Raw genomic sequence first — 15,665 nt, forward strand, 5'->3', positions numbered from 1 at the left:
TAAAGTAATCGAATAAGTAGTTGATTTAACTCTATCAGGCCGGTATATTGGTCGGCCTGATTAAGCTTTTAGGTCAGTAGCTCAATTGGCAGAGCGACGGTCTCCAAAACCGTAGGTTGGGGGTTCGATTCCCTCCTGACCTGCCAGATTCGCCTCGTGCATCTGGCTTTCTTTTCACAGGACCTTTCCGTATGACTTCCAAGTCTGAAGCCCAAGACTCTCGTTTTGATTTGCTCAAGTGGCTTGCTGTTGTTGCTTTGGTGGTCGTGGGTGTTGTGGGTAATCAGTATTACTCTGCCTCCCCAGTCCTGTATCGCGTAATCGTCCTGCTCATCCTTGCTGCTGCTGCTGCCTTTGTTGCGCTGCAGACGGTGAAGGGCAAGTCGTTCTTTGCGCTGGCTAAGGAAGCTCGCACCGAGATTCGTAAAGTCGTATGGCCAACCCGCCAAGAGACTACGCAGACCACGCTTATTGTAGTGGCTGTTGTTCTGGTCATGGCGCTGCTGTTGTGGGGGCTCGACTCCCTGCTCGGCTGGTTGATTTCCTTGATTGTTGGCTAAGGGTGTCCTGTGGCTAAGCGTTGGTATGTTGTGCATGCTTACTCGGGCTACGAGAAGCATGTTATGCGCTCCCTGGTTGAGCGTGTGAAGCTGGCCGGTATGGAAGAAGGCTTCGGCGAGATTCTGGTTCCCACTGAAGAAGTGGTTGAGATGCGTAATGGCCAGAAGCGCAAAAGCGAGCGTAAATTCTTCCCTGGTTACGTGCTGGTTCAGATGGAAATGAACGAAGGGACTTGGCACTTGGTCAAGGATACCCCTCGCGTCATGGGCTTCATCGGTGGGACGGCAGATAAGCCGGCCCCGATTACAGATAAAGAAGCAGAGGCTATTCTGCGTCGCGTTGCTGACGGCAGCGATAAGCCGAAGCCGAAGACTCTGTTCGAGCCGGGTGAAGTGGTTCGTGTTGTCGACGGTCCGTTTGCTGACTTCAACGGTACGGTCGAAGAGGTTAACTACGAGAAGAGCCGTCTGCAGGTTGCAGTGCTCATTTTCGGTCGCTCTACTCCGGTAGAGCTCGAGTTCAGCCAGGTCGAAAAGGTCTAGTTGAGCGACGCATCCCACACCCCGCAGCCGGCGAGCTGCGGGGTTTTTTCGTCACTGGGATAAAACGCAAGTAAACCGGGGAGCCATTTGGCGCTTGTACCCGATATTGGAGTAGCTCATGGCTAAGAAAATTACGGCTTACATCAAGCTGCAGGTTAAGGCCGGCCAGGCCAACCCAAGTCCACCCGTTGGTCCAGCTCTGGGTCAGCACGGCGTGAACATCATGGAGTTCTGCAAGGCTTTCAACGCCCGTACTCAGGGCCAGGAAGCAGGTCTGCCGACCCCTGTAATCATCACCGTTTACAGTGACCGCAGCTTCACTTTCGAAACCAAAAGCACCCCTGCTTCGGTTCTGCTGAAAAAGGCCGCCGGCCTGTCCAGCGGTTCTGCGCGTCCTAACACCGTCAAGGTGGGTACTGTGACCCGTGCTCAGCTGGAAGAGATCGCCAAGACCAAGTCTGCCGATCTGACCGCTGCTGACCTGGATGCAGCCGTGCGTACCATCGCCGGTTCTGCTCGCAGCATGGGCCTCAACGTGGAGGGTGTGTAATGGCTAAGCTGACCAAGCGTCAAAAGGCGATCGCTTCTAAAGTAGAAGCGGGCAAAGCCTACAACTTCGCAGACGCAGCAAATCTGCTGGCTGAGCTCTCTACTGTAAAGTTCAGCGAGTCCGTCGACGTTGCTGTCAACCTCGGTGTTGACCCGCGTAAATCCGACCAGGTCGTTCGTAGCGCTACCGTGCTGCCTCACGGCACTGGCAAGACTGTACGTGTAGCTGTCTTCACCCAGGGTCCTGCTGCTGAAGCCGCTCTGGCTGCCGGCGCTGACCGCGTAGGTATGGACGATCTGGCTGCCGAAATGAAAGCCGGCGACCTGAACTATGACGTCGTTATTGCTTCCCCGGACGCAATGCGTGTTGTAGGTCAACTGGGTCAGGTTCTGGGTCCTCGCGGCCTGATGCCTAACCCAAAAGTTGGTACCGTGACTCCAGACGTCGCTGGCGCTGTCAAAAACGCCAAGGCTGGTCAGGTTCGTTATCGCACCGACAAAAACGGCATCATCCACACCTCCGTTGGCAAAGTCGGCTTTGAAGCTGACAAGCTGAAGGAAAACGTTGAAGCACTGATCGCTGATCTGAAGCGTATCAAGCCAGCTTCCTCGAAAGGTATCTACGTCAAGCGCGTTACCCTGAGCACCACTATGGGCCCAGGTCTGGTCATCGATCAGAGCTCGCTGGACGCGTAATGAAACGGCGGGGTGAGTAATCACCCCATCGTTGAAAAATTGGGGTCCCTGCCTGGCGGGGGCTATCCAAGACCGTAGGCGGCGCAAGCCTTAAACCAAAAGCCTACGCAGATGGTGCTCCCGGTTCCTTACCGAATCAGACACCAAAACGACATCCGGCTTCGGCCAGATGAAACGGTAACAAGCAGGAGTTAAACCCGTGGCAATTAGACTCGAAGACAAGAAGGCCATCGTCGCTGAAGTCAACGAGGCTGCCAAAGTCGCTCTGTCTGCTGTCGTGGCTGATGCCCGTGGCGTGACTGTAGGCGCAATGACCGGACTCCGTAAAGAGGCTCGTGAAGCTGGCGTATACGTACGTGTAGTACGTAACACCCTGCTCAAGCGCGCTGTTGCTGACACTGAATACAGTGTCCTCAACGACGCCTTCACCGGCCCGACCCTGATTGCATTCTCCAACGAACACCCGGGCGCTGCTGCTCGTCTGTTCAAAGAGTTCGCCAAGGGTCAGGACAAGTTCGAGATCAAGGCAGCTGCGTTCGAGGGCAAGTACCTCGCAGCAAACGAGATCGACGTGTTGGCATCGCTGCCGACCCGTGACGAAGCCATTGCAAGGCTGATGAGCGTGATTCAAGGCGCTACCAGCAAGCTGGCTCGTACTCTGGCGGCCATTCGCGACCAGAAAGAAGCTTCTGCTGCCTAAGGCACCGAAAGCGCTTTCAAAATCATACGTTTAATTTGATGGCTGCGTAGGCTGTCACCCCAATACAGGATTCAAGTCATGTCTCTGACTAACGAACAAATCATCGAAGCAATCGGCCAGAAAACCGTTCTGGAAGTTGTTGAGCTGATCAAAGCAATGGAAGAAACCTTCGGCGTTACCGCTGCTGTTGCCGCTGCTGGCCCAGCTGCTGCCGCTGCTGTTGTTGAAGAGCAAACCGAGTTCAACGTTGTTCTGGTTGAAGCCGGCGAGAAGAAAGTCAACGTGATCAAGGCCGTTCGTGAACTGACCGGTCTGGGCCTGAAAGAAGCCAAAGAGAAAGTTGACACCGCTCCTCAAGTCGTAGCTGAAGGCGTTTCGAAAGAAGCTGCTGAAGACGCCAAGAAGAAGCTGGAAGAAGCAGGCGCTAAAGTCGAAGTTAAGTAATTTCGACTTTGCGACTCCAGCCCAAGCGTTAAGCAAACGGCTGATGGCTGGTGGCTCTTGCCACCGGCCTTTTTCCGTTATTGGCTGCCGGTCAGGCCGGCGCCGATAACGAGATGCAACCACCGACGATGGTGGCGCAAACCAAGGGGTTTGCACGATTTTCTGGCTACTCCCGCCGGGGGGGGCCAAACAAGCAGGTGACCAAGCTGGGGAACGCTGATGGCTTACTCATACACTGAGAAAAAACGTATCCGCAAGGACTTTAGCAAGTTGCCGGACGTCATGGATGTGCCTTACCTCCTGGCCATCCAGCTGGATTCGTATCGTGAATTCTTGCAAGCGGGAGCGACCAAAGATCAGTTCCGCGACGTGGGCCTGCATGCGGCCTTCAAATCGGTTTTCCCGATCATCAGCTACTCCGGCAATGCTGCCCTGGAGTACGTTGGCTATCGTCTGGGCGAACCGGCCTTTGATGTCAAAGAATGCGTACTGCGTGGCGTAACCTATGCCGTTCCGCTGCGGGTAAAGGTCCGTCTGATCATTTTCGACAAAGAATCGTCGAACAAAGCGATCAAGGACATCAAAGAGCAAGAAGTCTACATGGGTGAAATTCCCCTGATGACTGAGAACGGTACCTTCGTTATCAACGGTACCGAGCGTGTAATCGTTTCCCAGTTGCACCGCTCGCCAGGTGTGTTCTTCGACCACGACCGTGGCAAGACTCACAGCTCCGGCAAACTGCTGTACTCCGCTCGTATCATTCCTTACCGCGGTTCGTGGTTGGACTTCGAGTTCGACCCGAAGGACTGCGTGTTCGTCCGTATCGACCGCCGCCGCAAGCTGCCGGCTTCGGTGCTGCTGCGTGCGCTGGGCTATAGCACTGAAGAAGTGCTGGACGCCTTCTACACCACCAACGTATTCCATGTGTCTGGCGAGAAGCTGAGCCTGGAGCTGGTGCCTCAGCGCCTGCGTGGTGAAATCGCGGTGATGGACATCCAGGACGAGAACGGCAAGATCATTGTCGAGCAAGGTCGTCGGATCACTGCCCGCCACATCAACCAGTTGGAAAAGTCTGGCGTCAAGCACCTGGACGTTCCGATGGAGTACTTGCTGGGCCGCACCACCGCGAAGGCGATCGTGCACCCGGCTACCGGCGAAATCCTTGCCGAGTGCAACGTCGAGCTGACCACTGAGCTGCTGATCAAGATCGCCAAGGCTCAAGTTGTCCTCATCCAGACGCTGTACACCAACGATATCGACTGCGGTCCGTTCGTTTCGGACACCCTGAAGATCGACTCCACCAGTAACCAACTGGAAGCGCTGGTCGAGATCTATCGCATGATGCGTCCTGGCGAGCCGCCAACCAAGGATGCTGCGGAAACCCTGTTCAACAACCTGTTCTTCAGTGCCGAGCGCTACGATCTGTCTGCCGTAGGCCGCATGAAGTTCAACCGTCGTATCGGTCGTACCGAGATCGAAGGTTCGGGCGTGCTGAGCAAGGAAGATATCGTTGAGGTCCTGAAGACCCTCGTCGACATCCGTAACGGCAAAGGTATCGTCGACGACATCGACCACCTGGGTAACCGTCGTGTTCGCTGTGTAGGCGAGATGGCCGAGAACCAGTTCCGCGTTGGCCTGGTGCGTGTTGAGCGCGCGGTCAAAGAGCGTCTGTCGATGGCCGAAAGTGAAGGCCTGATGCCTCAGGACCTGATCAACGCCAAGCCGGTTGCAGCCGCGGTTAAAGAGTTCTTCGGTTCCAGCCAGCTCTCGCAGTTCATGGACCAGAACAACCCGCTTTCCGAGATTACCCACAAGCGTCGTGTCTCTGCACTCGGCCCTGGTGGTTTGACTCGTGAGCGCGCAGGCTTCGAAGTCCGTGACGTACACCCGACTCACTACGGTCGCGTTTGCCCGATCGAGACCCCTGAAGGTCCGAACATCGGTCTGATCAACTCCCTGGCGGCCTATGCTCGCACCAACCAGTACGGCTTCCTGGAAAGCCCGTACCGTGTGGTTAAAGAGGGCGTGGTTACCGACGAGATCGTGTTCCTGTCGGCGATCGAAGAAGCTGATCACGTCATCGCACAGGCTTCGGCCGCGATGAACGAGAAGAAGCAACTGATCGATGAGCTGGTAGCTGTTCGTCACCTGAACGAATTCACCGTCAAGGCACCTGAAGATGTGACCCTGATGGACGTTTCGCCGAAGCAGGTAGTTTCGGTTGCTGCGTCGCTGATTCCGTTCCTCGAGCACGACGACGCCAACCGTGCGTTGATGGGTTCGAACATGCAGCGTCAGGCTGTACCAACCCTGCGCGCCGACAAGCCGCTGGTAGGTACCGGCATGGAGCGTAACGTTGCTCGCGACTCCGGCGTTTGCGTCGTGGCCCGTCGTGGTGGCGTGATCGACTCCGTTGATGCCAGCCGTATCGTTGTTCGTGTTGCAGATGACGAAGTTGAAACCGGCGAAGCTGGTGTCGACATCTACAACCTGACCAAGTACACCCGCTCGAACCAGAACACCTGCATCAACCAGCGTCCGCTGGTTAGCAAAGGTGATGTGGTCAAGCGTAGTGACATCATGGCCGACGGCCCGTCCACCGACATGGGTGAACTGGCACTGGGTCAGAACATGCGTATCGCGTTCATGGCGTGGAACGGCTTCAACTTCGAAGACTCCATCTGCCTGTCCGAGCGTGTTGTTCAGGAAGACCGCTTCACCACGATCCACATCCAGGAACTGACCTGTGTGGCGCGTGACACCAAGCTTGGCCCAGAGGAAATCACCGCGGACATCCCGAACGTCGGTGAAGCTGCGCTGAACAAGCTGGACGAAGCCGGTATCGTCTACGTCGGTGCCGAAGTTGGCGCTGGTGACATCCTGGTCGGTAAAGTCACGCCAAAAGGCGAGACCCAACTGACTCCAGAAGAGAAGCTGCTGCGCGCAATCTTCGGTGAGAAGGCCAGCGACGTTAAAGACACCTCCCTGCGCGTGCCGACCGGCACCAAGGGTACCGTCATTGACGTACAGGTCTTCACCCGTGATGGCGTCGAGCGCGACAGCCGTGCGCTGTCCATCGAGAAGATGCAGCTGGACGAGATCCGCAAAGACCTGAACGAAGAGTTCCGTATCGTTGAGGGCGCGACCTTCGAGCGTCTGCGTTCCGCGCTGAACGGTCAGGTGGTCGATGGTGGTGCGGGCCTGAAGAAAGGCACCGTGGTCACCAACGAAGTCCTGGACGGTCTGGAGCACGGCCAATGGTTCAAACTGCGCATGGCTGAAGATGCGCTGAACGAACAGTTGGAAAAGGCTCAGGCCTACATCGTTGATCGCCGCCGTCTGCTGGACGACAAGTTCGAAGACAAGAAGCGCAAACTGCAGCAAGGCGATGACCTGGCTCCAGGCGTGCTGAAGATCGTCAAGGTCTACCTGGCAATCCGTCGTCGCATCCAGCCGGGCGACAAGATGGCCGGTCGTCACGGTAACAAGGGTGTGGTCTCCGTGATCATGCCGGTCGAAGACATGCCGCACGACGCCAACGGTACTCCGGTAGACGTGGTTCTCAACCCGCTGGGCGTACCTTCGCGTATGAACGTTGGTCAGATCCTCGAAACCCACCTGGGCCTCGCAGCCAAAGGTCTGGGCGAGAAGATCAACCGCATGCTCGAAGAGCAGCGCAAGGCCGCAGAACTGCGTGGCTTCCTGACTGAGATCTACAACGAGATCGGCGGTCGTCAGGAAAACCTGGAAGAGTTCACCGACCAGGAGATCCTCGAGCTCGCTGGCAACCTGAAGAAGGGCGTGCCTATGGCCACCCCGGTCTTCGACGGTGCCAAGGAGAGCGAGATCAAGGCCATGCTCAAGCTGGCTGACATGCCAGAGAGCGGCCAGATGGAGCTGTTCGACGGTCGTACCGGCAACAAGTTCGAGCGTCCAGTGACCGTTGGTTACATGTACATGCTCAAGCTGAACCACTTGGTGGACGACAAGATGCACGCGCGTTCCACTGGTTCTTACAGCCTGGTTACCCAGCAGCCGCTGGGTGGTAAGGCGCAGTTCGGTGGTCAGCGTTTCGGGGAGATGGAAGTGTGGGCGCTGGAAGCATACGGCGCGGCATACACCCTGCAAGAAATGCTCACAGTGAAGTCGGACGACGTGAACGGTCGGACCAAGATGTACAAAAACATCGTGGACGGCGATCACCGTATGGAGCCGGGCATGCCCGAGTCCTTCAACGTGTTGATCAAAGAGATCCGTTCGCTCGGTATCGATATCGATCTGGAAACCGAATAACACGTGACGCGAATCGGGGGCGTGGCTGAAAAGCCCGCTCCCTGCTCCGCCAGGAGGAAAGGCCTTGAAAGACCTACTGAATTTGCTGAAAAACCAGGGTCAAGTCGAAGAGTTCGACGCCATCCGTATCGGACTGGCCTCGCCTGAGATGATCCGTTCGTGGTCGTTCGGTGAAGTAAAAAAGCCGGAAACCATCAACTACCGTACGTTCAAGCCTGAGCGTGACGGCCTGTTCTGCGCCAAGATCTTTGGCCCAGTCAAAGACTACGAGTGCCTGTGCGGCAAGTACAAGCGCCTGAAGCACCGTGGTGTGATCTGTGAGAAGTGCGGCGTTGAAGTCGCGCTGGCCAAGGTTCGTCGTGAGCGCATGGCTCACATCGAGTTGGCTTCTCCGGTTGCCCACATCTGGTTCCTGAAGTCCCTGCCGTCCCGTATCGGTCTGCTGATGGACATGACCCTGCGTGATATCGAACGCGTTCTCTATTTCGAGAGCTATGTCGTTATCGACCCGGGCATGACCACCCTGGAAAAAGGCCAGCTGCTGAACGACGAGCAGTACTTCGAAGCGCTGGAAGAGTTCGGTGACGATTTCGATGCCCGTATGGGTGCCGAGGCTGTCCGCGAACTGCTGCACGCTATCGACCTGGAGCACGAGATTGGCCGCCTGCGCGAAGAAATTCCGCAGACCAACTCGGAAACCAAGATCAAGAAGCTGTCCAAGCGTCTGAAACTGATGGAAGCCTTCCAGGGTTCGGGCAACCTGCCTGAGTGGATGGTCCTGACCGTTCTGCCGGTTCTGCCGCCAGATCTGCGTCCTCTGGTTCCGCTGGATGGCGGTCGCTTCGCGACTTCCGACCTGAACGACCTGTATCGCCGCGTAATCAACCGTAACAACCGTCTGAAGCGCCTGCTCGATCTGTCCGCTCCGGACATCATCGTGCGCAACGAAAAGCGCATGCTGCAGGAAGCGGTCGACGCCCTGCTGGACAACGGTCGTCGCGGTCGCGCAATCACCGGTTCGAACAAGCGTCCTCTGAAATCCCTGGCTGACATGATCAAGGGTAAACAGGGTCGTTTCCGTCAGAACTTGCTCGGTAAGCGCGTTGACTACTCCGGTCGTTCGGTAATTACCGTAGGCCCGACCCTGCGTCTGCATCAGTGCGGTCTGCCGAAGAAGATGGCCCTTGAGCTGTTCAAGCCGTTCATCTTCGGCAAGCTGGAAATGCGTGGTCTGGCGACCACCATCAAGGCTGCCAAGAAAATGGTCGAGCGCGAGCTGCCAGAGGTCTGGGACGTTCTCGCTGAAGTGATTCGCGAACACCCCGTGCTGCTCAACCGTGCACCGACCCTTCACCGTCTGGGTATCCAGGCCTTTGAACCGGTTCTGATCGAAGGTAAGGCTATCCAGCTGCACCCTCTGGTCTGCGCCGCGTACAACGCCGACTTCGACGGTGACCAAATGGCCGTGCACGTGCCGCTGACGCTGGAAGCCCAGCTGGAAGCGCGCGCGCTGATGATGTCGACCAACAACATCCTGTCGCCAGCCAACGGTGAGCCAATCATCGTTCCTTCGCAGGACGTTGTACTGGGTCTGTACTACATGACCCGTGAAGCCATCAACGCCAAGGGCGAAGGTCGCGTGTTCGCTGACCTGCAGGAAGTCGACCGCGTATTCCGCGCCGGCGAAGCTGCCCTGCACGCGAAGATCAAGGTTCGTATCAACGAAACCGTGAACGACCGTGATGGTGGCAGCGTCAAGAACACCCGTATCGTCGACACCACTGTCGGCCGTGCGCTGCTGTTCCAGGTTGTGCCGCCAGGTCTGTCGTACGACGTGGTCAACCAGCCTATGAAGAAAAAGGCGATCTCCAAGCTGATCAACCAGTGCTACCGCGTGGTTGGTCTGAAAGAGACCGTGATCTTCGCTGACCAGCTGATGTACACCGGTTTTGCCTACTCGACCATTTCCGGCGTCTCCATCGGTGTTAACGACTTCGTTATCCCGGATGAGAAGGCCCGCATCATCGGTACCGCAACTGATGAAGTGAAGGAAATCGAGAGCCAGTACGCCTCCGGCCTGGTTACCCAGGGCGAGAAGTACAACAAGGTCATCGACTTGTGGTCGAAGGCGAACGATGAAGTTTCCAAGGCGATGATGGCCAACCTCTCGAAAGAGAAAGTCATCGACCGCGAAGGTAACGAAGTCGAGCAGGAATCGTTCAACTCGATGTACATGATGGCTGACTCCGGTGCCCGGGGTTCGGCTGCTCAGATCCGTCAGTTGGCGGGTATGCGTGGTCTGATGGCCAAGCCGGACGGCTCGATCATCGAGACGCCGATCACCGCGAACTTCCGTGAAGGTCTGAGCGTACTCCAGTACTTCATCTCGACTCACGGTGCTCGTAAAGGTCTGGCGGATACCGCGTTGAAAACCGCGAACTCCGGTTACCTGACCCGTCGTCTGGTAGACGTTGCCCAGGATCTGGTCGTGACCGAGATCGACTGCGGCACCGAGCAGGGTCTGCTGATGACGCCGCACATTGAAGGCGGCGACGTGGTCGAGCCACTGGGTGAGCGCGTACTGGGCCGTGTTATCGCCCGCGACGTGTTCAAGCCAGGCACCGACGACGTGATCGTTCCGGCTGGTACCCTGGTCGACGAGAAGTGGGTTGAGTTCATCGAGCTGAACAGCATCGACGAAGTTATCGTCCGCTCGCCAATCAGTTGCGAAACCCGCTACGGCATCTGCGCCAAGTGCTACGGCCGTGATCTGGCCCGTGGTCACCAGGTGAACATCGGTGAAGCTGTCGGCGTTATCGCTGCACAGTCGATCGGTGAGCCGGGTACCCAGCTGACCATGCGTACGTTCCACATCGGTGGTGCTGCAAGCCGGACCTCGGCTGCCGACAGCGTCCAGGTGAAGAACGGCGGTATGGTCCGTCTGCACAACCTGAAGCAGGTTGAGCGTGCTGATGGCAACCTGGTCGCGGTGTCGCGTTCCGGTGAGCTGGCCATTGCCGACGAATTCGGTCGTGAGCGTGAGCGTTACAAGCTGCCTTACGGTGCGGTGATTTCGGTCAAGGAAGGCGACAAGGTCGACGCTGGCGCAATCGTCGCCAAGTGGGACCCGCACACCCACCCGATCGTTACCGAAATGAAAGGTACCGTGACCTTCGTGGGCATGGAAGAAGGCATCACGATCAAGCGTCAGACAGACGAACTGACCGGTCTGACCAACATCGAGGTTCTGGACGTCAAAGACCGTCCGGCTGCAGGTAAGGAAATCCGTCCTGCAATCAAGATGGTCGACGCCAATGGCAAGGATCTGCTGCTGCCAGGTACCGACGTACCGGCACAGTACTTCCTGCCGGCGAACGCCCTGGTCGGTGTGGCGGACGGTTCTCAGATCGGTGTTGGTGACGTTATCGCGCGTATCCCGCAAGAAACGTCGAAGACCCGTGACATCACCGGTGGTCTGCCGCGTGTTGCCGACCTGTTCGAAGCGCGTCGTCCAAAAGAAGCTTCGATTCTTGCGGAAGTCAGCGGCACCATCGCATTCGGCAAGGAGACCAAAGGCAAGCGCCGTCTGGTCATCACTCCGAACGACGGTACCGATCCGTACGAAGAGCTGATTCCGAAGTGGCGTCACCTGAACGTCTTCGAAGGCGAACAAGTGAACCGCGGCGAAGTTATCTCCGACGGTCCGAGCGATCCGCACGACATCCTGCGTCTGCTGGGTGTGAGCGCGCTGGCCAAGTACATCGTCAACGAGATTCAGGACGTTTATCGTCTGCAAGGCGTGAAGATCAACGACAAGCACATCGAGACCATTCTGCGTCAGATGCTGCGTAAAGTTGAGATCAGCGAGTCTGGCGACTCCACCTTCATCAAAGGTGACCAGATGGAGTTGACTCACGTGCTGGTCGAAAACGAGCGCCTGGCTGCCGACGACAAGTTCGTGTCCAAGTTCTCGCGCGTGCTGCTGGGCATCACCAAGGCCTCGCTGTCCACCGAATCGTTCATCTCGGCGGCCTCCTTCCAGGAGACCACCCGAGTTCTGACCGAGGCGGCGGTAACCGGCAAGCGCGATTACCTGCGCGGTCTGAAAGAAAACGTGGTCGTGGGTCGTCTGATCCCGGCCGGTACTGGTCTGGCATACCACAGCGAGCGCAAGCGTCGCCGTGATGCCGACAAGCCGCTGCGCGTAAGTGCCAGTGAGGTGGAAGCCGCACTGACCGAAGCGCTGAATTCCAGCGGTAACTGACAGTAGGGCAGGGCCTCGGCGGATCTTCTTCGGTCATCGGTGACATGAATTGTCACCGATGACCGGAGTCGGTAAGCCGGGGCCTTGTCTTGACTGAGTACAAGATCCTCTTTAGACTCTTGTACCCCTAAATTTGGTAGGGCTCTGCCCTGCCAATTTATGCTTTCTTGCAAGACAATAGCGTCGCAAGACAACAGTGGAGCTAGTAGATGGCAACTATCAACCAGCTGGTACGTCAGCCGCGTAAGCGTACCGTCGAGAAATCCGACGTACCTGCGCTGCAGAACTGCCCGCAACGTCGTGGCGTGTGCACCCGTGTGTACACTACTACGCCGAAAAAACCTAACTCGGCACTGCGTAAAGTATGCCGTGTGCGTCTGACCAACGGTTTCGAGGTTTCCTCGTACATCGGCGGTGAAGGCCACAACCTGCAAGAGCACAGCGTCGTACTGATTCGTGGCGGCCGTGTAAAAGACTTGCCAGGTGTTCGTTACCACACCGTTCGCGGCTCTCTGGATACCTCGGGCGTTAAAGGCCGTAACCAGGGTCGTTCGAAGTACGGTACCAAGCGTCCGAAGTAATTGGTCGCTTGCAGTAGTTCATTCATTTTTTTGAGTCGATAAGAGTAAGGTCGGGCGCAAACCCTCAAGAGGGTGGATGTCCCGGGCTAACCTGAAGACCGTTTGAGGGCTTATCAATGCCAAGACGTCGTGTAGCAGCCAAGCGTGAGATTCTGGACGATCCGAAATACGGAAGCCAGATTCTCGCCAAGTTCATGAACCACGTGATGGAAAGCGGCAAAAAGGCCGTTGCCGAGCGTATCGTTTACGGTGCGCTGGACAAGGTCAAAGAGCGCAAGAACAGCGATCCCCTGGAAATCTTCGAGAAAGCTCTCGACGCCATCGCTCCGCTGGTCGAAGTGAAGTCGCGCCGTGTTGGCGGTGCTACTTACCAGGTTCCTGTTGAAGTTCGTCCATCCCGTCGTAACGCTCTGGCAATGCGCTGGTTGGTAGACTACGCCCGCAAGCGTGGCGAGAAGTCCATGGCTCTGCGCCTGGCCGGCGAATTGCTGGATGCTGCTGAAGGCAAAGGTGCTGCAGTCAAGAAGCGTGAAGACGTACACCGTATGGCCGAAGCCAACAAAGCGTTCTCGCACTACCGCTTCTAATTCTGGCATCACTATTTTCGCGAGGGCTTTATGGCTCGTACTACACCAATCAACCGCTACCGTAACATTGGTATTTGCGCGCACGTTGATGCGGGTAAAACTACCACTACCGAGCGGATCCTGTTCTACACAGGCCTGAGCCACAAAATGGGCGAGGTGCATGATGGCGCCGCGACCACCGACTGGATGGTGCAGGAGCAGGAGCGGGGTATTACCATTACCTCCGCTGCTGTTACCACTTTCTGGCAGGGTTCCCGTGGTCAGTACGACAACTATCGCGTAAACGTCATCGATACCCCTGGCCACGTTGACTTCACCATTGAAGTTGAGCGTTCGCTGCGTGTACTTGACGGTGCGGTCGTTGTGTTCTGCGGTACCTCCGGCGTTGAGCCGCAGTCCGAAACCGTATGGCGTCAAGCCAACAAATACGGTGTTCCACGTGTTGTTTACGTGAACAAAATGGACCGCGCTGGTGCCGACTTCCTGCGCGTCGTAGGTCAGATCAAGAACCGTCTGGGTCACACCCCGGTTCCTGTTCAACTGGCCATCGGTTCGGAAGAGAACTTCCAGGGTCAGGTCGATCTGATCAAGATGAAGGCTATCTACTGGAACGACGACGACAAAGGCACCACTTATCGCGAGGAAGAAATTCCTGCCGATATGCTGGACCTGGCTGAAGAATGGCGCGCCAACATGGTTGAGGCTGCTGCCGAAGCCAACGAAGAACTGATGAACAAGTACCTTGAAGAAGGTGAGCTGACCGTCGAAGAGATCAAGGCAGGCCTGCGTGCGCGCACCCTGGCTAGCGAGATCGTTCCGGCTGTTTGTGGTTCTTCCTTCAAGAACAAGGGCGTTCCTCTGGTTCTCGATGCTGTTATCGACTTCCTGCCTGCTCCGACCGAGATTCCTGCGATCAAGGGTATCCACCCAGACCTGATCGAGAAGCCAAAGGAAGAGCTGGTCGAGGCTGACTACGACGAGCGTCATGCAGATGACAGCCAGCCGTTCTCGGCTCTGGCGTTCAAGATTGCTACTGACCCGTTCGTGGGTACCCTGACCTTCGTGCGCGTTTACTCGGGCATGCTGCAGTCTGGCGACTCCGTGATCAACTCGGTCAAGGGCAAGAAAGAGCGCGTTGGTCGTATGGTGCAGATGCACGCCAACCAGCGTGAAGAAATCAAGGAAGTTCTGGCGGGCGACATCGCTGCCCTGATCGGCATGAAGGACGTCACCACTGGTGACACTCTGTGCAACGCCGACAAGCCAATCATTCTTGAGCGTATGGACTTCCCGGAGCCTGTGATCTCGGTAGCTGTTGAGCCGAAGACTAAGCAGGATCAGGAGAAGATGGGTATCGCACTGGGCAAGCTGGCTCAGGAAGACCCGTCGTTCCGCGTCAAGACCGATGAAGAAACCGGCCAAACCATCATCTCTGGTATGGGCGAGCTTCACCTGGACATCCTTGTTGACCGCATGAAGCGCGAATTCAACGTTGAGGCCAACATTGGTAAGCCGCAGGTTTCGTACCGCGAGCAGATCAGCAAGGACAACGTTGAGATCGAAGGCAAGTTCGTTCGTCAGTCCGGTGGTCGCGGTCAGTTCGGTCACTGCTGGATTCGCTTCTCGCAGCCATCCGTAGACGCTCAGGGCAACATTACCGAAGGTCTGGAATTCACCAACGAAGTTGTAGGTGGTGTGGTTCCTAAGGAATACATCCCGGCGATCCAGAAGGGTATCGAAGAGCAGATGAAGAACGGCATTGTTGCCGGCTATCCGCTGATCGGCCTGAAGGCAGCCGTGTTCGATGGTTCCTACCACGACGTCGACTCCAACGAGATGGCGTTCAAGGTGGCTGCCTCCATGGCGACCAAGCAACTGGCTACCAAAGGTGGCGGTAAAGTGCTTGAGCCGATCATGAAGGTAGAAGTAGTAACCCCAGAGGACTACATGGGTGACGTGATGGGTGACCTGAACCGTCGTCGTGGTCTGATCCAAGGTATGGAAGACTCGGTCTCCGGCAAGGTGATCCGTGCCGAGGTACCGCTGGGTGAAATGTTCGGTTATGCGACCGACGTTCGTTCCATGTCTCAGGGTCGCGCGAGCTACTCCATGGAATTCTCCAAATACTCCGAAGCTCCGGCGAACATCGTCGAAGCGCTCGTTAAAAAACAAGGCTAATCCAGCCCTTTAGGCAAGAGGTTCACTGTCGTGGCTAAAGAAAAATTTGATCGTTCCCTTCCCCACGTTAACGTCGGCACTATCGGCCACGTTGACCATGGTAAGACCACTCTGACTGCAGCTCTGACTCGCGTCTGCTCCGAAGTTTTCGGTTCGGCAGTCGTTGAGTTCGACAAGATCGACTCGGCTCCAGAAGAGAAAGCGCGCGGTATCACCATCAACACCGCTCACGTTGAGTACAACTCGAAGATTCGTCACTACGCTCACGTC

The 15,665-nt window shown here is 56.7% G+C and carries 12 protein-coding genes and 1 tRNA gene; all 13 read left to right on the forward strand.

The window, feature by feature from the left end; genetic code table 11:
- Positions 1-70: 70 nt before the first annotated feature.
- Positions 71-146, forward strand: a tRNA-Trp gene (locus DM374_RS31470).
- Positions 147-191: 45 nt separating this feature from the next.
- Entirely contained in the window at positions 192-560 is a 369-nt protein-coding gene (gene secE / locus DM374_RS31475) for a preprotein translocase subunit SecE (protein ID WP_110973396.1), read from the forward strand.
- A gap of 9 nt (positions 561-569) precedes the next feature.
- Positions 570-1,103 (forward strand): transcription termination/antitermination protein NusG, encoded by a 534-nt coding sequence (gene nusG / locus DM374_RS31480; protein WP_095160014.1) that lies wholly within the window; start codon positions 570-572, stop codon positions 1,101-1,103.
- 118 nt (positions 1,104-1,221) lie between these two features.
- On the forward strand, positions 1,222-1,653 hold the full coding sequence (rplK, locus tag DM374_RS31485; RefSeq protein ID WP_110973397.1) for a 50S ribosomal protein L11: 432 nt from the start codon (positions 1,222-1,224) through the stop codon (positions 1,651-1,653).
- Complete coding sequence (rplA, locus tag DM374_RS31490) at positions 1,653-2,348, forward strand: 50S ribosomal protein L1 (RefSeq protein ID WP_110973398.1); 696 nt, start codon at positions 1,653-1,655, stop codon at positions 2,346-2,348. The genes rplK and rplA overlap by 1 nt, the downstream gene beginning before the upstream one ends.
- A gap of 199 nt (positions 2,349-2,547) precedes the next feature.
- Positions 2,548-3,048, forward strand: coding sequence for a 50S ribosomal protein L10 (rplJ, locus tag DM374_RS31495; RefSeq protein WP_110973399.1), 501 nt, complete (start codon positions 2,548-2,550; stop codon positions 3,046-3,048).
- A 78-nt stretch (positions 3,049-3,126) separates the two neighbouring features.
- Positions 3,127-3,492 carry a 50S ribosomal protein L7/L12 gene (gene rplL / locus DM374_RS31500; protein ID WP_054916699.1) on the forward strand — a complete coding sequence of 122 codons (366 nt, stop codon included), beginning with the start codon at positions 3,127-3,129 and terminating at the stop codon, positions 3,490-3,492.
- Positions 3,493-3,711: 219 nt separating this feature from the next.
- A complete protein-coding gene (rpoB, locus tag DM374_RS31505; RefSeq protein WP_110973400.1) occupies positions 3,712-7,785 on the forward strand; it encodes a DNA-directed RNA polymerase subunit beta in 4,074 nt (1,357 codons plus the stop codon).
- Positions 7,786-7,849: 64 nt separating this feature from the next.
- A complete protein-coding gene (gene rpoC / locus DM374_RS31510) occupies positions 7,850-12,049 on the forward strand; it encodes a DNA-directed RNA polymerase subunit beta' (RefSeq protein ID WP_095160009.1) in 4,200 nt (1,399 codons plus the stop codon).
- 209 nt (positions 12,050-12,258) lie between these two features.
- Complete coding sequence (rpsL, locus tag DM374_RS31515) at positions 12,259-12,630, forward strand: 30S ribosomal protein S12 (protein ID WP_003257088.1); 372 nt, start codon at positions 12,259-12,261, stop codon at positions 12,628-12,630.
- 116 nt (positions 12,631-12,746) lie between these two features.
- Positions 12,747-13,217, forward strand: a complete 471-nt coding sequence (gene rpsG, locus DM374_RS31520; protein ID WP_008089143.1) for a 30S ribosomal protein S7 — start codon at positions 12,747-12,749, stop codon at positions 13,215-13,217.
- 30 nt (positions 13,218-13,247) lie between these two features.
- Positions 13,248-15,395, forward strand: coding sequence for an elongation factor G (gene fusA / locus DM374_RS31525; protein ID WP_110973401.1), 2,148 nt, complete (start codon positions 13,248-13,250; stop codon positions 15,393-15,395).
- A 30-nt stretch (positions 15,396-15,425) separates the two neighbouring features.
- Positions 15,426-15,665 (forward strand): GTP-binding protein (locus tag DM374_RS31530; protein WP_263854308.1); only part of this gene is annotated, 240 nt, incomplete at its 3' end.

The sequence above is a fragment of the Pseudomonas huaxiensis genome (assembly GCF_003231275.1).
Taxonomy (GTDB): Bacteria; Pseudomonadota; Gammaproteobacteria; order Pseudomonadales; family Pseudomonadaceae; genus Aquipseudomonas; species Aquipseudomonas huaxiensis.

What these genes read in the sequence shown, in the direction of transcription:
- secE (WP_110973396.1), top strand. Translation starts at nt 192, where the DNA reads ATGACTTCCAAGTCTGAAGCCCAAGACTCTCGTTTTGATTTGCTCAAG.
- rplK (WP_110973397.1), top strand. Translation starts at nt 1,222, where the DNA reads ATGGCTAAGAAAATTACGGCTTACATCAAGCTGCAGGTTAAGGCCGGC.
- rplA (WP_110973398.1), top strand. Translation starts at nt 1,653, where the DNA reads ATGGCTAAGCTGACCAAGCGTCAAAAGGCGATCGCTTCTAAAGTAGAA.
- rplL (WP_054916699.1), top strand. Translation starts at nt 3,127, where the DNA reads ATGTCTCTGACTAACGAACAAATCATCGAAGCAATCGGCCAGAAAACC.
- rpoB (WP_110973400.1), top strand. Translation starts at nt 3,712, where the DNA reads ATGGCTTACTCATACACTGAGAAAAAACGTATCCGCAAGGACTTTAGC.
- rpsL (WP_003257088.1), top strand. Translation starts at nt 12,259, where the DNA reads ATGGCAACTATCAACCAGCTGGTACGTCAGCCGCGTAAGCGTACCGTC.
- rpsG (WP_008089143.1), top strand. Translation starts at nt 12,747, where the DNA reads ATGCCAAGACGTCGTGTAGCAGCCAAGCGTGAGATTCTGGACGATCCG.
- fusA (WP_110973401.1), top strand. Translation starts at nt 13,248, where the DNA reads ATGGCTCGTACTACACCAATCAACCGCTACCGTAACATTGGTATTTGC.